Below are 19,856 nucleotides of genomic sequence, written 5' to 3'. Positions count from 1 at the left end.
ATTATTAGAAATGAAAAGCAAATAAAAGTATAAAGGTAAAAAAGCAGCAAGCATGATGTTCAACGTGTATCCATCGACTAACAATGATAATAGCCTAAAGACGATGATAGCCTAAAGACGATGATAGCCTAAAGACGATGATAGCCTAAAGACGATGATAGCCTAAAGCCGATGATAGCCTAAAGCCGATAATAATAGTCCAAAAAAAAAGACCGCCTAAGCGATCTTTATTTATATCATTGGGTCAAAAAGCTCAAATCTTCTTCAGGACGCGTGGTAAAGACTTCACAGCCATTATCAGTCACGACCATGGTATGCTCCCATTGGGCAGACAGCTTACGATCTTTAGTAATCGCCGTCCACTCATCCGGTAGGATCTTGGTCTGCCACGTGCCTTGGTTAATCATTGGTTCGATAGTAAAGGTCATGCCAGTCCTAAGCTCAAAGCCTGTGCCTTTTTTGCCATAATGCATGACTTGTGGCTCATGGTGAAACTCATTACTGATACCGTGACCACAGAACTCACGCACGATACTAAAGCGTTCAGGCTCGACCACTTCTTGGATAGCAGCACCAACATCACCCAAGCGCGCGCCATCTTTGACGACACTCATGCCTGCATAAAGCGCGTCTTGTGCCACTTTACAGATACGCTGCGCCATGATGGAGCCATTACCAACGATCCACATTTTTGAGGTATCGCCATAGTAGCCATCTTTAATGACAGTCACATCGATATTAATAATGTCGCCGTCTTTAAGCAATTTGTTTTCGGTTGGGATACCGTGGCACACCACATGATTCACTGAGGTGCAGATTGATTTCGGGAAGCCATTATAATTAAGCGGCGCTGGAATAGCTTGTTGCTCATTAACGATATAATCGTGAGCAATTTGATTGAGCGCCTCGGTACTGATACCGACTCTCACGTGCTCATCAAGCATCACGAGTACATCGCTGGCAAGCTTACCGGCAACGCGCATTTTTTCTATGGCTTCAGGGAACTGGATAAGGGATTTTTTAGTCATCATTGTCGTACTTATAGTTATAGAATGAAAGTAGGGGCATTATAGCATAAATACATGGTTAACGGCCCTACCATAGACGCGAGCGGTCACGGTCTTGCACTGATAAACGCTTGACAGCTTTATATAAAATGCCAAGCGAGTACTGATTTAGAATAATTAAGACTAAATCAGCAGTTAGCAGGTAGGGTATGTCTTGACAAGGTGTATTAGCAAAATAGCTATACAGTGAAACAAATCTAAAAGCAAGGGTGTACGCAATCTTTCATGACAATAATCTGCTCGTCGTGCATAATAGTGTTGATGTTCAGCACATCTATCTAGCAAATTAAATAAGAGCTATTACAAAAGTGCTAGCCTCAAATAACCAATAAAAATATATTGATTATACAAAGGTTTAAATTTATCTATTATAGGAGCTTCTATGAACAGTATGACAAAAGTAATGATGGCGGCAACGCTTACAGTAGGTACACTTGCTGCTGGTTGCCAGACAACCCCTAGTGTCACTGCACCAGTCACGCAACCAATTACTACTAATGCGCTACAAGCACATGATTGGCAACTCGTTGATGCCAAACGTAGCAATGGTGAGAAAGTCACTCAGCTATTCTTTGATCCGTCTAAACCTTTGACCTTAAAGTTTTTTGAAAACGAGGGCAATGACCGTGTCACTTTTGTCAACACTTGTAACAACATGGGTTCTGACTATAGTGTGGTAGATGGTAACGTTGTCCTAGGTAATGTCTTATCTACTATGATGGCATGCCCTGAGCCACAAGCAAGCTTTGATACAGCGACACTTGCAACAGTACAAGGCAAGTACAGCATCAACAATAACGCAAACAATGTACCTATCTTGACTATTCGCAATGCAAACCAGGTGGCTCACTTTAAAGCCATCGCTAAATAGGTAATAACTAAGTACCTAAAATGGTTTGACATGGTTTGTATAAATTATTGTTATTACTATAAAAAAAAGACGAATAATTGTTAATCATAGCGCGCCTCACTATATAATGTAGTGAGGCGTTTTTCTGTGACCTAATTATGTGTCCTAATTATTTTACCTATTGTCTTATTATTTCATCAACGGGTATTTTTCATAGCAGATACATGACACGCTTAGCTACTCAAACGCGTTTTTCGTCTTTTAATTTATTGCTTCTAGCCAGAACCTAACTGAGTACCTCTTTATGCCTACCTCTAGTATTCCTCAACTTCTACACACAAAATACCTTTCTATAACTCAGACGAATATCACTTGCAATATTACGGCGGGTATTGTACTCAGCGTTTTTTTAACGGCTTGTAGCACGTTGCCGATAGACAAAGGCGCGCACACGCTTACTAGCAGTACGATGACAAGTCCACTAACAGCGAAAATGCCAGCGGTAGATCGTGCAGGTCGCATTGCCTACGTGGAAGAACAAGGCGCAGGGTCTACAAAAGTCTCTAGTCTGTACAGCATTTATCCTGACGGTAGCGATAGACAACTCATAGATGAGCTAAGCGGCTATATATATGCACCAGCATGGTCAGCTGATGGGCAGTTATTGGCTTATAGTAAGCAAACCCCGCGACAAAACCCAAAAATCTATATATATGATGTGAGTCGCCAAACGCACAATCTGGTGGTGGGTACTGAGGGTAGCAACCTATCACCGTCATTCTCACCAGATGGCAAAAAGCTGCTCTATAGCTCAACCGTTGGCGGTGACGCAGACATTTATGAGATGCATTTAGATAGTGGTAAAACCAAACAGCTGACCACACTGCCTAGCACCGAGGTGCAGCCAAGCTATGCCAGTGATGGCCAAAGCTTCGTTTACACCAGTGATAAGAAAAACGCTGGACGACCGAGAATATATCGCTATGACTTTGCAACTCGTAACGCCACTCAAATAACGATGAAAGATTATGCTGCCAGTCCGCAGCTCAGCTTTGATGGCCAGCGCCTAGCCTATCTAAACGACCGTCAAGCGGCGATTTTGACGCTAGCAACTGGAGAGATTGTTAAACTTGCAGAGACGGGTCTAGATGAGCCAGCACGTTTTTCACCCTCTGGACAGTATAGTGTTTATCCTACGCGCACCTCACGAGTGGACGGACAAAGCGGTGGTAGCATAGTTATACATTCGCTAGCGGGTCAGACAAGCTATGCCATTAGTAGTAAGGCTGGCGGGGTTGTACGTTCACCTATCTGGGGTCAGTAATCATTCATTATTAACTTTAGGGTAGAGGCTATGGCGCACAAAAAGAAAAACGTACGTAAAAAAGAATGTCCTGTTTGCGAGCGCGAGTTTAGCTGGACTAAAAAACTGGATAAAAACTGGGATAGTATGGTCTATTGCTCAGACCAGTGTCGCCGAGTGAAGAAATATGAAGGGCTAGAGCATCAAAAAGAAGATAAGTAGGCGTTAATAGAAAATGAGAAGTATAGAAGAACGAAGGAGCAGACGATGGCACATAAAAAAGTAAACTTACCACAGAAAATATGCCCCGTCTGCCTGCGGCCATTTACGTGGCGTAAGAAGTGGGAGAAAGATTGGGAGCAGGTGATTTACTGTTCTGAGAAGTGTCGGCGGACTAAAAAGAGCGACTAAAATACAAAGATGTTCATATTTTAATTATAAAGGAATCATCATGAAATCAAAGCCGACCTCTAAGCTCAGCAGTCTCAAAAACGTCTATAATAATAAAGTCTTGCCTGTCCTAATCGACAAAGCCTGTGCATTAGATGTTGTGAGCGAGCAAAGAGCGCTTGTCGTCCCAAAAGCCCACGGCATCGTGCTAGAAGTCGGTGTTGGCAGTGGGCTCAATGCTGAGTTTTACAACCCTCAAACCGTCAAAGAAGTGATAGGCGTCGATCCGCACCTGCATCCATTGGCAGCCAAGCGCTTTTCTAGCGCAGGCATCGACTTTATCTCGCAGCCGCTGTCCGCCGAGATCTTACCCCTTGAGGACAATAGCGTTGACAGTGTCGTCATGACCTTTACCCTATGTTCCATCCCTAATCCTATCCAAGCGCTACACGAGATGAGGCGCGTGCTAAAACCGACTGGCACGCTATATTATGCCGAGCACGGCTTAGCGCCGCAGCCTAAATGGGTGAGCAAAATGCAACAGCTCATCACTCCAGCATGGAAGCCAATAGCGGGCGGCTGTCATCTGGATAGGGATATCGAACAGCTGATCGCGCAAGCGGGGTTTGAGGTCTCGGGTCAGCAAGGATTTACGCAGGGCGTCAATATCGTGGGTTATCACTATTGGGGCGAGGCGACGGTTGCTACTCTCAAGTCGTCATAGACTTAGTTAGCTATACAAGATAATCATCAAAAAAAACTCCTTTTAAGGAGTTTTCTTTTACGAAGTCAAAACTGTAGTACAACTTTTTTGCAGTTAACAAGTTAGGCTTTGCTAAACTTTCTCAAGATGGTCTCGAAAAAGCAAAAGACTCACCGCTATCTATTGAGCCGTTCTGATCGTTATCAGCTTCAATAGTGAGGGCAGTGTCACCAGTCACTCGCGCGTAACGCGTACGCGGTTGTGATAATCCAGTGCCACCGTTATCATCATAGAGCATAGAGGTTGCTAACCGTCCAGTCGTGGGATCAACAGTGTAGTTACCCCATTCCATACCATTTTCGGAGTTATTTACTGAGCCAGCTTTATCCACTTGGACATGGACATAAGTCCCATTATCGAAGAATGCTAATCCGATTAGCTCATCGTCATCAGTATCATCGAAACTCCAAGACCCTAAGATCCCTTCAGGTTGGGTTTTTGAAAACTCATGGCTTTCATCACTGTCGATAATGCCATCATTGTTTTCGTCTACTTCGAGGATCAGCTTGCCGTTAGATACCTGAGCATGGCGATTGACAGAATCTGACAATCCAGAGCTACCATTTTTATCAAAAATAGGCGTAGCAGTTAGTTTGCCTGTACTATTATTGATATTGTAATTACCCCATTCCATACCATTTTCAGGGTCACTTGTAGACTGACTACTATTGACTTGGACCTGTACATAAGTCTCGTCATTCATAAAGACAATCGTTGATAATCCACTACTACTATCGTCATTACTCCACGTTCCAACGATTTCAGTGTCGATATTTGGCTGATTGGGTAGTGGTGAGGTCGACTCATCAGAGTCATCATCACATCCTTGTAAAAAGAATATAGCTGTCATGGCTAGTAGCGTTAATTTGAACGATTTCATTTTTATCTCTCCTTGATTTAAAAATGTAAAATCTCAATTTTTACAACTATTATGCCGATATACCTCCTTGTTTTTAACAGTTTGTAAGGCTCATACTATATAGTAATATTACTAAACAATTTAAATATATTCTTAATTATAAATATACCAAATATCTTTAAGTTAATCTAATCAAACAGCTGTTTTTGTTACATATTTATTAAAATTTAAGTCCTAAAGGTTAGGCTTTAAGTTTAGTACTGATTGAATATGGGCAAGAACTTAACAGCAGCTGCTACTATTTAACTGTCAATGAGTCTTGCAATAGAGTGGATTAAAAACACATGTAACTTTTGAAGTCTATGTTTTTTTAGAGCTCAATAATGTTATTCGGCATATTCAGCTTAAAGCTTCAAAATTAGGTGGTAAAACTTCAAGACAGAACATTCATACCCGTCTAGCAACCAAGCCTTCAGGATGTGTTATTTGGATAATATTTGATGAAGATACTTTAGAGCTATACTCGTTTTACTTTTTCGGATCTGAAGCAGGAAAGCCATTAAGTGGCATAAAAAATGCTAGAACTGCTAAATACGCTAAAGGCAATGCAGAAGGTGTGAAGTATGAGCGACCTAATATCTGTATGCTTAATAAAGGACATTTTGCTCGCCACGATAGTATTGAAGTTTTGTACAATGTTTTATTTTTCGCATAAAAGAAAACTGATCGCTGAAAATCTATCTGTCAGCACTCCTTCACATGGCTTAAGAAAAAATTGGTAGTTAACCAAGCATACAAATGGTAATCAGGGCCCACTCACTCGTGTGGTCAAGTCTGAACTTATCAATTATGTTTGTATATTTGATCGCAACTATAACTTTAAATAACCTTTTAACTCAATTAATGAGACATTGAATAAATATGGCGAATAAGACTCAAAAACCAAAAGATGTAAATTTGAATATCCAGGCACGTATATCACAGTTATTGGAAGAATTAACTGCTGATATGTATGAGCGTAATCAAACCATGGCAATTGCACTGCTAGGTGCTATTACAGGACACAACACCTTCTTATTAGGTCCGCCTGGTACAGCAAAAAGTCTAATATCAAGAAGATTGATAGCTGCTTTTGAATCTCCTAAATATTTTGAATACTTAATGAATCGTTTCAGCACACCAGAAGAGATATTTGGTCCTGTGTCTATCAAAGAGTTAAAGGAAGATCGTTATATTCGTCAAGTTGATGACTATTTACCAACCGCAGACTTCGCATTCCTAGATGAAATTTGGAAGTCTAGCCCAGCAATTTTGAATAATTTATTGACTATTATTAATGAGCATACTTTTAGAAATGGTAAAGAGATAATCCAAGTACCCTTAAAGTCTTTGATTGCCGCCTCTAACGAAGTACCGCCACCAAACCAAGGGTTAGAAGCACTTTATGACCGTTTTGTGATTCGGTTATTTGTACCACCTATCGAACAAGAAGAGAACTTTAATCATCTAATTAATAGCAAACCTAGTTCGGAAAATTCATGTATTAGTCCGGAGTTAATTATTAACTATGATGAAATGCAGGAATGGCGTGACAAGCTACACTTAGTAACTTTAAGCGATGATACCTTGTTAGTGATCAAATACATACGGCAACAACTAATCTCGCAGTCAAAAAAGCTAGACGTTTATGTATCTGATCGACGTTGGCAACGAGCAGCAATACTGCTTAAAGCTTCTGCTTTTTGTAATGGGCGTACTGAAACGAACCATAGCGACGCGCTACTGCTTAAATATTGTCTGTGGACGACTACTGAAAATCGAGAAGCGGTACAAGAGATTGTGACGAGTGCAATTGAAAATTGTGGTTTTGATACTGATATTAATCTAGCCAAACTAGATAAAGAAAAGGATAAACTTGACCTTGAAATAAATGAAGAGCTTTATCATTCAGAAGATATTTATGATGTCATACAGCTAAATGATGGTAGAGATTATTTTAAGTTTAACGCAGTATTTAAACGAAGAGGATATGAAAATTATTCTGACTATGATAAAGAATTTGAACTTTATATACCTTTTGAGAATTTTAAAACAAAAGACATTTTTCATTTAGTTGACAAAGCCGGAAATATACAGAGTAGTATTCAAGGTTCATTTAAAGGCCAAGGTAGTTGTGAGGTAACTCTAAGTTCAAATGTTCATAACAATGTAACCTTTAGACCGAATGTTTTATTTAATAAAGGTGATAAAAAGAAAGACATAAACGAAAGGCTAGTTAGCTCACTAGCAGATTCTATAAAAGATATTCGCCAACAACTAATCGAAGTTTCAAAACAAGTTGAAGGAAAATCTACTGAATATAAGCAACACCTTGCCAGTCCATTTGTTACCAAGGAAGAAATTAGCGTTGCTATAACAGGTGTTACCAAACAGAAAGACCAAATTCAGTTGCGAATTGCGGACTGTGAACGTCTGGAGGCGCTATGTCGCTAAACTTCTCGACCTACGGTAAAAATGTCATTGAAGAAGCTGTCAAAAAGCAATATGAACATTTATACAGTCAGGATAATATATCCCGACAGGTCACTACCCAAATAGAGGATTGGCAATATAAAGCTAAATTAGAAATTTTACAACGAGACATATTTTCTGAACATCAGAGCAAATTAACCCAGTGGATTGACTATTATGCCAAAGATTCAGATGAGTTGAACCCGAAAGCTGTCGAAGAGTATCTAAGTTTCTGCTCAGAAGTAGGTGTTCCCGCAAACTTATCTTATTGGAAGAAAGCTTTAAAAGAGAACAAAGAGACTTCAAAGCAAATAAGTGACAAAAAGCCCCATTTTCAACTCCTTTTAAATGAATGGCAAAAGCACCTCGATGTTGCCCAAGCACGTTGGCAATTAGAAGAACTGCAAGCACGCCGCGACCAGTTTTTAGAGCAGTTAATTGAATGGATGGAGTTAATAAAACAGCTGGACCAAAACCTATGTGAATTCGGATTTGAATTAGGTATTTGGTTTGATGATAGTTTAGGTAGCTTAAGTAAACAGAATATTGATGTTCTCAAGCGTTGGTTAAGTTACTTACAAAATGATGGTGGCGTTAAGAAAATAGCGGACTTATTGGGTAAAATGCGCCAAATAGAACACACAAGTGAAATAGAGCGTGTACAGCAAACTATCGAGTTACAAACACCAGTCGTCGATACCAATTCGAAAGAAGAGATTATTGGTTTACGTCTAGCCAAAGATTTAGAGCATGCACTACCGTCTGAACTTGCTTTAATGTCAGACCCAGATACAGCAATTCTTTTTGATTTAAAGTATCTAGAAGCGAAATTGCTTTGCTTTGAGTTACAAGGGCTGACATATCAGAATACAGAAGTAGAAATAACTGTTGAAGTAGAAAAAGAGACAGAAGAAAAGCTAGGTCCGATGATACTATGTGTTGATACAAGTGGTTCCATGCAAGGTACACCAGAAAGCATTGCAAAAGCAGTTACTCTTTTCTTGGGGATTAAAGCTAAAAACCAAAATAGACCATGTTTTGTTATTAATTTTTCTACTAATATAGAAACGTTTGAAGTAACTGGTGCAACAGGTATAGCTGAATTGACAGGTTTCCTTAGTCAATCATTTCACGGGGGTACGGATGTTGCTCCAGCACTTCGTTATGCGATAAAACTATTAGAAACTGAAAAGTATGAAAAATCAGATGTATTAGTAATATCTGATTTCGTGATGAGCGACTTGCCAGAAAGCTTATTGAAAGATTTAGAGCAACAAAAATTGAATGGCAATCAGTTTAATTCATTAGTGATAGGTAATCTTTTTATGTATAACCGCGTAGAAAATTATTTTGATAATGAGTTTATATATAACCCCAACTCGCATCAAATACAGGAATTACTTCAATTTACTGCGCTGCAGAAGAGTAGGTAACTTCTAATATTGCTGAATTCTTTCGCTAAAAAAATCAGCTAGGTAGATTTTTAGCAGCAAGAAAGAGATGTGACGGTTAAACACAATTGTCTCGAATGTATAAGCAGATAGAAGCAAAAGCGGAATCAATTATAAAAATCAATCCCGCATAAAATTTTCTCTAAAAAATCTAACCAACTCTACAAATTCGGATTTAACCACTTCTCAGCAGTCTTGATATCCCAATTCTTACGGATAGCATAATCCTCCAACTGGTCGCGGTCGATTTTACCGACGTTAAAGTACTCACTGTCAGGATGCGAGTAATAAAAGCCACTGACCGAGGAAGCAGGCCACATTGCAAAGCTTTCAGTTAGCGTTGTGCCGATAGCGTCCACTGTACCCAGCCAATCAAACAGTTTGCCTTTTTCGGTATGTTCAGGGCAGGCAGGATAGCCGGGAGCAGGACGGATACCAACGTATTTTTCTTTAATCAGCTCCTCATTACTGAGCGTCTCATCAGCCTGATAGCCCCAATAGTCTTTACGGATCCGCTCGTGCAAGTGCTCAGCAAAGGCTTCGGCCAAGCGATCAGATAGTGCCTGCACCATGATAGCGTTATAGTCATCGCCTGCGGCTTTGTACTTTTCAGCGAGTGCTTCAGTACCGACGATGGAAACGGTAAAGCCGCCGATATGATCGGTGTGCGTGTCTGATGGTGAGATAAAGTCCGCCAAGCTAAAGTTTGGCTTACCGCTGGCTTTGTCCGACTGTTGGCGCAAGTGCTCAAAGGTATGCGTTGGCTGTCCGCCGTCTTCCAGCGCTTTATCATAAACGGTGACAGTATCTGCACCAGTACGCTTGGCTGGCATGATTTTAAACACGCCTTTAGCGACGATTAACTTCTCATCGATCATTTTTTGCATTAAGTCATTGGCATTGTCAAACAAATCGCGCGCCGCTTCGCCAACGACCTCATCTTGCAAGATTTTAGGGTATTTGCCTGTCAGTCCCCAAGAGATAAAGAACGGCGTCCAGTCGATATAAGGCAGCAAGGTTGCGATCGGATAATCATCAAGTATCACTTGGCCAAGTTTACTGGGCGCAGGCGGCACATAGTTGTCCCAGTCATAGTCAAAGCCAAGCTTGATAGCATCCGCATAAGATATCTTGGCCGCTTTGGGCTGACGCTTGGCCAGACGCTCGCGTACCTTGATATACTCTTCGCGGGTCTCATCGATAAGACCTTGACGATTTTCCTTAGAGAGCAGTTTGGTGACCACGCCGACCGAGCGTGAGGCGTCCGAGACATAGATGACCGCATTGTTTTGATACTGCGGTTCGACTTTTACCGCCGTATGCGCCTTGGAGGTGGTGGCACCGCCGATCATCAGTGGCAGCGTTATGCCGCGCTCTTGCATCTGTTTGGCGACATAGACCATCTCATCAAGGCTAGGGGTAATCAGTCCTGATAAGCCGATAATATCGACTTTCTCGCTAATAGCGGTATCGAGGATTTTTTCGCACGGCACCATCACGCCAAGGTCAAGGATGTCATAGCCATTACAGCCAAGTACCACGCCGACGATGTTTTTGCCGATGTCATGTACATCCCCCTTAACGGTTGCCATCAGGATCTTACCTTTGACTTCGCCCTCGACCTTTTCTGCTTCGATATACGGATTGAGCCAAGCGACCGATTGTTTCATGACGCGTGCCGACTTGACCACTTGCGGTAAAAACATTTTACCCGAGCCAAATAAGTCACCGACGATGTTCATGCCATCCATCAGTGGCCCTTCGATGACCTCTAGTGGTTTGGGATATTTCTCCCATGCTTCTTTGGTATCGGCTTCGATAAAGGTGGTGATGCCTTTGACCAGTGCATGGGCGATGCGCTCTTCAACCGTGCCCTCACGCCAGCTCATATCGACGGTGCTGTCTTTTTTCTTGCCGCCATCTTGATAACTCTCAGCGATAGTCATCAGGCGTTCGGTAGCATCCTGACCTGTCTCGCCTTGATTGCGATTAAGCATGACATCCTCGATCGCCTCGCGCGCCTCGACAGGGATGTCATCATAGACTTCAAGCATCGACGGGTTGACGATACCCATGGTTAAGCCGTTTTTGATCGCATGATAAAGAAATACTGAGTTAATCGCTTCACGAATCGGGTTACCACGGAAGCTAAATGAGACGTTGGAGACGCCGCCTGACACCATGGCATTGGGCAGATTTTCGGTTATCCATTTCGTCGCGTTAATAAAGTCAGCGCCGTAATTGTTGTGCTCGGTGATACCAGTTGCGACTGCAAAGATATTGGGGTCAAAGATAATGTCCTCAGATGGGAAGCCGACCTCATCAACGAGTACGTCATAGCTGCGCTGACAGATCTGAATTTTGCGCTCATAGGTGTCAGCTTGCCCATCTTCATCAAACGCCATAACGATGACTGCTGCCCCGTAGCGCATACAGAGCTTGGCATGACGCACGAACTCATCGTAGCCTTCTTTTAGGGAGATAGAGTTGACGACCGATTTGCCCTGAATACGTTTAAGCCCTTCTTCGATGATGTCCCATTTTGAGGAGTCCATCATGAGCGGTACACGGCTGATATCTGGCTCACCTGAGACCAAATTGACAAAATGAATCATCGCCTGTTTGGAGTCGAGCATGCCTTCGTCCATATTAATATCGACGATTTGCGCGCCGCCCTCGACCTGATCGCGCGCGACATCGAGGGCTTCGGTATAAGCTTCGGTTTTGATTAGGCGCAAAAATTTCTTGGAGCCAGTGACGTTGGTACGCTCACCGACGTTGACAAACAGACTGTCAGCGGTGATGGTAAACGGCTCAAGTCCAGACAGACGGCAGGCAGGCACAATCTCTGGTATCTTGCGCGGCGAGTAGTTTGCCACCATATTAGCGATTTGGCGAATATGCTCAGGTGTGGTACCGCAGCAGCCGCCGACGATGTTTAAGATGCCCGCTTTCGCAAAACCTTCTAGCAGAGCGGCGGTTTCTTTAGCAGTTTCATCATATTCACCAAACTCATTGGGCAAGCCTGCATTTGGATGCGCTGAGACATAAGTGTCAGCGATGTTTGAGAGCGTCTGAATATGCGGGCGCAGCGCATCAGCACCGAGCGCGCAGTTAAAGCCAACAGATAACGGCTTGGCGTGACGGATAGAGTTATAAAACGCCTCAGCCGTCTGACCAGATAGGGTACGGCCTGAGGCATCTGTGATCGTCCCCGATATCATAATTGGTAATTCAAAACCAATATCGTCAAACACGCCTGTGATGGCAAATATCGCTGCTTTAGCGTTTAACGTATCAAAGATGGTTTCAATTAAGATGATATCGACGCCGCCTTCTATTAATGTCAGCGTCGCTTCACGGTAGTTGAGTACCAGCTCATCAAAGGTAATGTTACGAAAGGCGGGGTCGTTGACATCAGGCGATAGCGAACAGGTGCGAGAGGTGGGCCCGATGACCCCTGCGACAAAGCGCGGCTTATCAGGGGTTTTAGCGGTAAATTCATCAGCAGCTTCACGAGCAATCTTGGCAGCGGTCTTGTTTAGCTCTGGCACCAGATATTCCATATCATAGTCAGACATCGACAAACGCGTGCCGTTAAAGCTATTGGTCTCGATAATATCAGCGCCCGCTGCAAGATGATCGTGATGAATGTCACGTATCATCTGCGGCTGCGTGAGTACCAGCAGGTCATTGTTGCCGCGTACGTCTTGCTCGATATCAGCGAAGCGCTCACCGCGATAGTCCGCCTCCTCAAGCTTATAGGTCTGAATCTGTGTCCCCATCGCGCCATCTAACATCAAAATACGCGACTTCATTTGCTCAGTAATACGTACGCGAGCGGTTAGCTGCTGTTCTTTAAAAGGAAAGCTGGCAGGCGGTGTTAGGACAAAGCCGTCCGCTGCTTGTAGGTGATTGGTTGGCAAAGAAGTTTGTGAGGCTGTCTGTTGAGTCATAGGTACACTGCTTGTATCGTAATTATCATAAAAAAAAGAGAAAAAGAAAAATTCATAAACTATAGAAAATAAGAAAGCACAAATCTGCAATATTCTAGCATGAAAAATATGGCGCCTATCAGTATGTTTTTATTGATATTCAACAATAAAAATGAGGGTTTTGTCAGCTAAATCTAAGAGTGTTTATCACACCAAAGTCATGCTTAAAGGTCATCTTATATCCTTTTGTATGAATACAAGGCAGCTTTACTATCTATTGATTCTGTAAAGTATTCCATCACTAAATTAAAAAATAAGCCATGCAAGAAAACTGACAAAACTTACAAGGGGATGACAAAAAATAGCGCAAATGCAGATAGTTAAAGTTGTATGCCATGCTAACTTTAGCTTCGTAAGGTTTGGTTGCCCGTAAGTATAGCCTATAAGCTCTCGGATGATAATGGTGAACTATTATACTAAGCGGTGTACATATTATTTCTAACATTCAGACGCATGTATACGTGTATTAATACATGACTGTATAGCGTGATTCTTTAAAGAGTTAGTTAAATAGATGGTTAAACTGTGTAGATAGTAAGTCATCATGTATAAGTTGATTTATCAAAACCTTACCTTTAAAAAGCACCATTCATAATTTTTAAATTCGCAATCAGGATAGACTTCAATATCAAGGATATGAATATGAAACTTACTAAACTTGCTACTATCGGCACATTAGCTGTATCAATTGCTGGCTTAAGCGCTTGTAACAACATGATGCCAGCTAAAGAAGCAACGATGCCAGCAAAACAGGCACAGGCACAACAAGCTCAGCAAGCAACTACTCAAAGTGAAGCGGTAGCTGCAATGAATGTGGTACAAGTGGCTCAAAGCAGTCCTGAATTTTCGACCTTGGTTGAAGCGGTACAAGCTGCTGGTATAGCTGGTCCGTTATCTAATCCCGATGCAAACCTTACCATCCTTGCACCAACTAATGCAGCGTTTGCTGAAGCCTTGCAAGAAACTGGCATGACTAAAGAGCAGCTTTTTGCGAACAAGCCAGCTTTAACTAAGATTTTGGGCTACCACGTAATCAATGGTCCAGCACCTGTATATGCCAAAGATGTGCAGCCAGGTAACGTTATGATGCTCAGCAAAGACACATTGATGATTACACCTGAAGGCAAACTGATGGATGAGAGTGGTCGTACTGCTAATATCTTGCAAACAGACATCGCAGCTAGCAATGGTGTCGTACATGTTATCGATAAAGTACTGTTACCGCAGTAAATAAGACACGTATTCGTTTTTTTATTCCCTGCTTTAAAACTTTATTCCATGCATTAAATACAATGCATATAGCAATGAATAAGAAACCATCTGCTTAATTTTTATAAGGATAGACCCATGTTAAAAAAGACTTTATTATCTCTAGCAATCGCCGCATCGGCCGTATCTTTGGTAGCTTGTAATGATGCAGAGACAGTTGCAGAACCTACTGAGGCCGAAATGACAACTGAACCGATGGTTGAACCTGAACCAATGGTTGAAACTGAGACAATGGAAGAGCCTGAAGTCATCGCGGATCCTGAGGTAACGACTGAAGAAAGTACTGCCACGCAAAATATCGTTGAACTTGCTTCTGACAACAATGATTTAACCATTTTAACAGCAGCACTTGAAGCTTCTGGTCTGGATCAAACTCTAATGGATTCAGGCAGTGAGTTCACTGTATTCGCGCCTACAGACGCTGCATTCGCTGATGCATTGACGAAGCTTGATGTCACCAAAGAAGAGCTATTGGCTGATAAAGACATGTTGACCAATGTACTGTCATATCATGTTATTCCAAGTATGATAGTAAAATCTGCCGATATTCCTTACGGTACAGATATCGAGACAGTAAATGGCCAAGCGTTTTCTATTAGCGAAGCCAATGTTATCACAGATGCTAGCGGCAACACGTCCAATATTACTCAACCAGACGTAATGGCAACCAATGGGGTTGTTCATGTGGTTGATACAGTATTAATGCCTAAATAACAGGTTGTTATTAAAAATAGTATGATTTGAACCCCCTTTAATGTTTAAGACTAAAACCCAGCCAAGCGTGCTGGGTTTTTATTGGATTAAAGACTGTCTGTGCATATTATCAACGCTAGTAATTGCCAGTAATTGATAGGGCATAATGAAGCGCATAAAAAAGCCTGAGACCATTGCCTCAGGCTTTTTATATTATATTAGTACACTATAACTATAACTGCTCTAAAGAGTCTTATTTAGGCTCTTTATGTAGAGGACTTTCAGCCATTCTTTGTTGCTCTTTTAAATGGCGTGCTTCCCAATATGGCGCATTCTTAATACCGTATTTTGCAGGATCAAAGCTATAGCGCTTAACACCCGCTTTACGCTGTGCTTCATAGTCTTTGAGCATGGTAAGTGTTGGACGTGCAACGATAAAGATAACAAGAATACCAACGATATTAAGCCATGCCATCAGACCAACACCGATATCACCGATAGCCCAAATATAACCAGCTGAGTTTAGACCACCATAAGCAACCATTGCCATGATGAGGATTTTAACTAAGAATAAACCCGTTCTGTTTGCGTTACGACCCAAAAAGCGAGTCAAATAAGCCACGTTTACTTCAGCAATATAGTAGTAAGCCAAAATAGTGGTAAAGGCAAAGAAGAATACTGCGACAGCAATGAAAGTATCACCGAATGAGCCGTATACTGATTCCATCGCCATTTGCGTAAAGGCAGGCGCGTTAATTTCAGTAGTCGCTGCTACGTTTTGAACGATGAACTGACCATCAGGTAGCGTACCTTGGATATTATAAGTACCCATCGTGAGAATCATAAAGGCCGTAGCAGAACATACTAAGATAGTATCGACATAGACTGAGAATGCCTGTACCAAACCTTGCTGTGATGGATGCTGAACTTCAGCTGCCGCTGCTGCATGAGGACCGGTACCTTGACCTGCTTCGTTTGAGTAAATACCACGCTTAACCCCCCAACCGATTGCGGCACCAAAACCTGCTTGAGCGGTAAAGGCGTCACCGACGATCATACCAAAGACTTGAGGAATCATATCAAAGTTTGTAAACATGATAATCAAGGCTAAGACAATATAACCTAGTGCCATGAAAGGAACTGCAAACTCAGTAAAGGTTGCAATACGCTTAATACCACCAAAAATGATAATACCTAGTACGATTAGGATGATTACTAACGCTACCAAACGCATAGAGCCAACTTCTAGGCTCCCGATGTTCATGATAGTGCCTTCACCCATTACCTGTGCAAATGCACTGATAACACCGTTTGCTTGTACACCCGGTAAAAACATACCGCAAGCTAAGATAGAAGAGATTGCAAAAAGGATTCCGTACCATTTTTGACCAAGTGCACGCTCAAAGTAATACGCCGGGCCACCGCGATATTCGCCAGTCACCACATCTTTTTCTTTATAGATCTGCGCGAGTGTCGATTCAACATAAGCAGTAGATGCTCCTAAGAACGCCACAATCCACATCCAAAATACGGCACCAGGACCACCGAAGCCAATGGCAGCAGCAACACCTGCGATGTTACCCATACCCACGCGGCCTGCGAGTGAGACAGCTAACGCCTGAAAAGATGAGATACCCTGTTCACTAGATTTACCCGTAAACAGTAGTTTTATCATTTCACTGAACAAACGCACTTGTACAAAGCGCGTCATAATAGAATAAAACAGACCTGCGCCCAAACACAAGTAGATCAGAGCCGGGCTCCAAATAATTCCGTTTACTAAATTGACTAAACTTTCCATATTATGTCTTCCTCAAACGTCCTTAAAATAGCGATAAAGGATATTAAACATTGTACTAAACTAAGGCTTAATATCTTTTTAACCGCTTAGGATGGATTGTAAATGTCTGTATTTATCCGCTTGGCTTATCAAGTAACACAAACAGTGTTAATAGATCCTAGCTGCGGTCGCAAGTCCTTTTGCCTTTCTGGTTGTCACAATATTATGACATATAACGCAGTAAGAATAGGTAGGTAAAGAATAGACCAGCGGATAAAACAAATAATTATTATAATCAAATACGTATCAATTAATAATCTGATGGTATTCAACCATTTACGTTATTCTTGTTTGCTAACAGCTTACAAACTTATAGTACACGAACATGAACCTTAGATTATCGTTAGACATTTTAGTAAATGCTAAATGATAACAGTAAGAGAGCCGTTCAATAGCTATAATATTTGTCACCAAAATAAAAACGATTTTTTGTTTTATACTGCGCTAATATCAAATAAATAACAACTCCACTACCGAATGTATGCAAACCATACGGTTAAGTAACTGCAATTTGCCACAATTTCTTTATAATTACTAGATTTTTTTTTGAATTGTCCGTGTATGTAATTTTCAATAATTGTTTGCTAAATCGATATAAGTCTATTAAATGTATTGTTAGATAGTGTCATACTAGGATTTGAGGACCTTTTATCAACTGCTTACATACTGTTATCGATATTGTAGAAATTGATTAGGTCGTAATAAAAATAAAGGTAGAATAGTAAATTGACGCATAATAAAAAAGTCAGCAGTCCTATTTTGCGGTTGTGTTTTAGTAACGATGAATTGTAAAAAAGCGGCTATGTCGCCATTATTAGCAGCACAATTAAAGACAATCCTTTGTCTGTGACATTACAAGTTATTATTTAGCATAAATGGCTAAGCAGTTAATTATTATTAGGAGAATTAGAGATGACGCGTAAATCTATTATAAAACCTATGTTGTTATCAGCAGTATTGGCAACCTCAACCGTAGGTTTGTCAGGCTGTGGTTATAACAATTTGCAATCACAAGATGAGCAAGTCACAGCAGCTTGGTCAGAAGTAGTCAACCAATATCAGCGCCGTTCGGATCTGGTGCCAAACTTGGTGAAAGTTGTGCAACAATATGCAGACCAAGAGCAAGAGGTGTTCACTCAGGTGGCAGAAGCGCGTTCGCGTGCAGGTAGCATTAATATAACGCCAGAAGTACTCAATGACCCACAAGCGATGGAACGTTATGCTGAAGCCCAAGCTCAGATGGGGGGAGCATTGTCACGTCTGATGGCAGTGTCCGAACGTTACCCTGAGCTCAAATCCGACGCTTTGTTTCAAGACTTGCAGGCACAGTTAGAAGGGACTGAAAACCGTATTACAGTAGCTCGTAATCGTTATATTCAAGAAGTGCAAGGCTACAATACAACGGTACGACAATTCCCAACTAATATCACAGCCAAAGTGTTCGGTATGGATACTAAGCCGAACTTTACTGTTGCTAATGAAGAAGAGATCTCGACCGCACCTACGGTTGATTTTGGAGATGATGAAGCTACTGCACAATAAAGCCAGCGTTTTGGGTCAAAAAGCGGCGTTTAGTAGTAGCTTTACTCGCTATCTATGATTAGTCGCTACTAACAAAGGCGTGAAAAAAGACTCCTATTTATAATAAGTCATAATTTCGTTCAGCAAGCGTGTCACTAAAGGTGGTATAGATTAGATGAAGAATTCAAAAGCAATCGTCTCGGCATTATTATTAACACTCAGCGCGGGCAATACAACGCTGCTGCATGCTGCGCCGGATGATGCTAATGTTGCGACAGCTGAGAGTGCGACCGATGCGCAAATGCAGAACCGTAGCGTTGAGGACTTAGTAGCGATCGCTAAAGCTGGCGAGGCGAATGAAGCCATCAATGATGCGGTACTTGGTAACGACGCTATTGGAGGCACCATACTTGGTAATGAGGCTATCAATCCAAATGCTGCCAATGATGAAGCCATAGCAGAGTCTCAGGCCACTGCACAGCCACCTGTGCAATCTGATGCGGCTAATGTTGATGCTGATAAGCTCATATTAAATCAACCAGTCGTTGATCAAGCAAATATACTAAATCCGCAAGAGAAACAGCGTTTAGAGACCCAGCTTAGGAATATCTACCAGCAAGGTCTAGCTCAAGCAGCAATCGTCATCGTGCCTAGCACGAATGGCTTGCCGATATTTGATTATGCTTTACAGGTTGCTAATAAGTGGGAGCTTGGGGAGGAGGACATTGATGACGGCTTACTGATTGTGGTAGCAGTCAATGATCGTGACATGTATATCTTAACGGGTTATGGGTTAGAAGGCGTGTTGCCCGATGCGGCGGTCAATCGTATTATCCGTGAGGATGTTACGCCACTATTCAAGCAAAACAACTATGGATCTGGGTTATTGGCAGGTGTTGGTGCACTTGAAGCTCGACTCACTGCTGATCCTGAAGTGCTGGCTCGTGCCGATGCCCAAGCCGCAGAACGTACCGCTCAACAAGGTTCAGATGAACCATCAACACCTGTCTTTTTGTTCATCATGGCGATGATTTTTGGTAAGTTTATTACTAGTATTTTTGGACGAGTATTTGGCTCTATCTTAACGGCTGGTGGTTTCTTTGCTGGTTCTTTAGCATTGGGTGGCGGATTCTTTATGACTGTCATTATGGCCATCTTTATCTGGATGTTCTTAATTGCTAGAGGTTCAGGCGGCGGTGGTCGTGGTGGACGCGGCGGCGGCGGTTTAATTTTCTTACCTGGACTTGGTGGCGGCGGCGGCGGTGGCTTTGGTGGTGGCGGCTTCGGCGGCGGCGGTGGCGGCTTTGGTGGTGGCGGTGCTGGTGGATCGTGGTAAGCCAACCA

15 protein-coding genes are annotated in these 19,856 nt (G+C 42.1%); 11 read left to right on the top strand and 4 right to left on the bottom strand.

Annotated features, from left to right (window positions below; genetic code table 11):
• Positions 1 to 236: 236 nt before the first annotated feature.
• Positions 237 to 1,028 carry a type I methionyl aminopeptidase gene (gene map, locus ACS8FC_RS09705; protein ID WP_439296604.1) on the bottom strand — a complete coding sequence of 264 codons (792 nt, stop codon included), beginning with the start codon at positions 1,026 to 1,028 and terminating at the stop codon, positions 237 to 239.
• A gap of 421 nt (positions 1,029 to 1,449) precedes the next feature.
• Between map and ACS8FC_RS09700 the strand changes: the two genes are divergently transcribed.
• From ACS8FC_RS09700 to ACS8FC_RS09680, 5 genes are all read left to right on the top strand, one after another.
• Positions 1,450 to 1,938: an META domain-containing protein gene (locus ACS8FC_RS09700; protein WP_299221607.1), complete on the top strand. Its 489-nt coding sequence runs from the start codon at positions 1,450 to 1,452 to the stop codon at positions 1,936 to 1,938.
• A gap of 283 nt (positions 1,939 to 2,221) precedes the next feature.
• The gene (locus ACS8FC_RS09695) at positions 2,222 to 3,241 is read left to right on the top strand and encodes a Xaa-Pro aminopeptidase (protein WP_439296589.1); all 1,020 of its coding nucleotides are present in this window, start codon (positions 2,222 to 2,224) and stop codon (positions 3,239 to 3,241) included.
• Positions 3,242 to 3,271: 30 nt separating this feature from the next.
• Positions 3,272 to 3,442, top strand: coding sequence for a DUF2256 domain-containing protein (locus ACS8FC_RS09690; RefSeq protein ID WP_439296588.1), 171 nt, complete (start codon positions 3,272 to 3,274; stop codon positions 3,440 to 3,442).
• Positions 3,443 to 3,487: 45 nt separating this feature from the next.
• Positions 3,488 to 3,631, top strand: a complete 144-nt coding sequence (locus ACS8FC_RS09685) for a DUF2256 domain-containing protein (RefSeq protein WP_439296587.1) — start codon at positions 3,488 to 3,490, stop codon at positions 3,629 to 3,631.
• 40 nt (positions 3,632 to 3,671) lie between these two features.
• Positions 3,672 to 4,334, top strand: coding sequence for a class I SAM-dependent methyltransferase (locus ACS8FC_RS09680; RefSeq protein ID WP_439296586.1), 663 nt, complete (start codon positions 3,672 to 3,674; stop codon positions 4,332 to 4,334).
• 121 nt (positions 4,335 to 4,455) lie between these two features.
• Here the strand turns inward: ACS8FC_RS09680 and ACS8FC_RS09675 are convergent, their stop codons facing one another.
• Positions 4,456 to 5,253, bottom strand: coding sequence for a hypothetical protein (locus ACS8FC_RS09675; protein WP_439296585.1), 798 nt, complete (start codon positions 5,251 to 5,253; stop codon positions 4,456 to 4,458).
• Positions 5,254 to 6,153: 900 nt separating this feature from the next.
• On the opposite strand from ACS8FC_RS09675, the gene ACS8FC_RS09670 reads away from it, so the two are divergent.
• On the top strand, positions 6,154 to 7,725 hold the full coding sequence (locus ACS8FC_RS09670) for an AAA family ATPase (protein WP_439296584.1): 1,572 nt from the start codon (positions 6,154 to 6,156) through the stop codon (positions 7,723 to 7,725).
• Positions 7,716 to 9,176, top strand: coding sequence for a VWA domain-containing protein (locus ACS8FC_RS09665; protein ID WP_439296583.1), 1,461 nt, complete (start codon positions 7,716 to 7,718; stop codon positions 9,174 to 9,176). The genes ACS8FC_RS09670 and ACS8FC_RS09665 overlap by 10 nt, the downstream gene beginning before the upstream one ends.
• A gap of 179 nt (positions 9,177 to 9,355) precedes the next feature.
• Here the strand turns inward: ACS8FC_RS09665 and metH are convergent, their stop codons facing one another.
• The gene (metH, locus tag ACS8FC_RS09660) at positions 9,356 to 13,150 is read right to left on the bottom strand and encodes a methionine synthase (protein ID WP_439296582.1); all 3,795 of its coding nucleotides are present in this window, start codon (positions 13,148 to 13,150) and stop codon (positions 9,356 to 9,358) included.
• A 681-nt stretch (positions 13,151 to 13,831) separates the two neighbouring features.
• Between metH and ACS8FC_RS09655 the strand changes: the two genes are divergently transcribed.
• The gene (locus tag ACS8FC_RS09655) at positions 13,832 to 14,419 is read left to right on the top strand and encodes a fasciclin domain-containing protein (protein WP_439263226.1); all 588 of its coding nucleotides are present in this window, start codon (positions 13,832 to 13,834) and stop codon (positions 14,417 to 14,419) included.
• Between the two features lie 117 nt (positions 14,420 to 14,536).
• Entirely contained in the window at positions 14,537 to 15,172 is a 636-nt protein-coding gene (locus ACS8FC_RS09650) for a fasciclin domain-containing protein (protein WP_439296581.1), read from the top strand.
• A 232-nt stretch (positions 15,173 to 15,404) separates the two neighbouring features.
• On the opposite strand, the gene ACS8FC_RS09645 is transcribed toward ACS8FC_RS09650, so the two are convergent.
• Entirely contained in the window at positions 15,405 to 16,952 is a 1,548-nt protein-coding gene (locus tag ACS8FC_RS09645; protein WP_439296580.1) for an alanine/glycine:cation symporter family protein, read from the bottom strand.
• Between the two features lie 951 nt (positions 16,953 to 17,903).
• Between ACS8FC_RS09645 and ACS8FC_RS09640 the strand changes: the two genes are divergently transcribed.
• On the top strand, positions 17,904 to 18,533 hold the full coding sequence (locus ACS8FC_RS09640; RefSeq protein WP_299221580.1) for a LemA family protein: 630 nt from the start codon (positions 17,904 to 17,906) through the stop codon (positions 18,531 to 18,533).
• A 154-nt stretch (positions 18,534 to 18,687) separates the two neighbouring features.
• On the top strand, positions 18,688 to 19,848 hold the full coding sequence (locus ACS8FC_RS09635; RefSeq protein WP_439296579.1) for a TPM domain-containing protein: 1,161 nt from the start codon (positions 18,688 to 18,690) through the stop codon (positions 19,846 to 19,848).
• The last annotated feature ends 8 nt before the right edge of the window (positions 19,849 to 19,856 follow it).

This window comes from Psychrobacter sp. 1Y4 (assembly GCF_051847555.1).
Note: the sequence above shows the minus strand (reverse complement) of the source record. Positions and strands in the feature narration are given on the sequence as shown.

What these genes read in the sequence shown, in the direction of transcription:
- ACS8FC_RS09665 (WP_439296583.1), top strand. Translation starts at nt 7,716, where the DNA reads ATGTCGCTAAACTTCTCGACCTACGGTAAAAATGTCATTGAAGAAGCT.
- ACS8FC_RS09695 (WP_439296589.1), top strand. Translation starts at nt 2,222, where the DNA reads ATGCCTACCTCTAGTATTCCTCAACTTCTACACACAAAATACCTTTCT.
- ACS8FC_RS09640 (WP_299221580.1), top strand. Translation starts at nt 17,904, where the DNA reads ATGACGCGTAAATCTATTATAAAACCTATGTTGTTATCAGCAGTATTG.
- ACS8FC_RS09655 (WP_439263226.1), top strand. Translation starts at nt 13,832, where the DNA reads ATGAAACTTACTAAACTTGCTACTATCGGCACATTAGCTGTATCAATT.
- ACS8FC_RS09685 (WP_439296587.1), top strand. Translation starts at nt 3,488, where the DNA reads ATGGCACATAAAAAAGTAAACTTACCACAGAAAATATGCCCCGTCTGC.
- metH (WP_439296582.1), bottom strand. Translation starts at nt 13,150, where the DNA reads ATGACTCAACAGACAGCCTCACAAACTTCTTTGCCAACCAATCACCTA.
- map (WP_439296604.1), bottom strand. Translation starts at nt 1,028, where the DNA reads ATGACTAAAAAATCCCTTATCCAGTTCCCTGAAGCCATAGAAAAAATG.
- ACS8FC_RS09670 (WP_439296584.1), top strand. Translation starts at nt 6,154, where the DNA reads ATGGCGAATAAGACTCAAAAACCAAAAGATGTAAATTTGAATATCCAG.
- ACS8FC_RS09690 (WP_439296588.1), top strand. Translation starts at nt 3,272, where the DNA reads ATGGCGCACAAAAAGAAAAACGTACGTAAAAAAGAATGTCCTGTTTGC.
- ACS8FC_RS09635 (WP_439296579.1), top strand. Translation starts at nt 18,688, where the DNA reads ATGAAGAATTCAAAAGCAATCGTCTCGGCATTATTATTAACACTCAGC.
- ACS8FC_RS09650 (WP_439296581.1), top strand. Translation starts at nt 14,537, where the DNA reads ATGTTAAAAAAGACTTTATTATCTCTAGCAATCGCCGCATCGGCCGTA.
- ACS8FC_RS09645 (WP_439296580.1), bottom strand. Translation starts at nt 16,952, where the DNA reads ATGGAAAGTTTAGTCAATTTAGTAAACGGAATTATTTGGAGCCCGGCT.
- ACS8FC_RS09680 (WP_439296586.1), top strand. Translation starts at nt 3,672, where the DNA reads ATGAAATCAAAGCCGACCTCTAAGCTCAGCAGTCTCAAAAACGTCTAT.
- ACS8FC_RS09700 (WP_299221607.1), top strand. Translation starts at nt 1,450, where the DNA reads ATGAACAGTATGACAAAAGTAATGATGGCGGCAACGCTTACAGTAGGT.
- ACS8FC_RS09675 (WP_439296585.1), bottom strand. Translation starts at nt 5,253, where the DNA reads ATGAAATCGTTCAAATTAACGCTACTAGCCATGACAGCTATATTCTTT.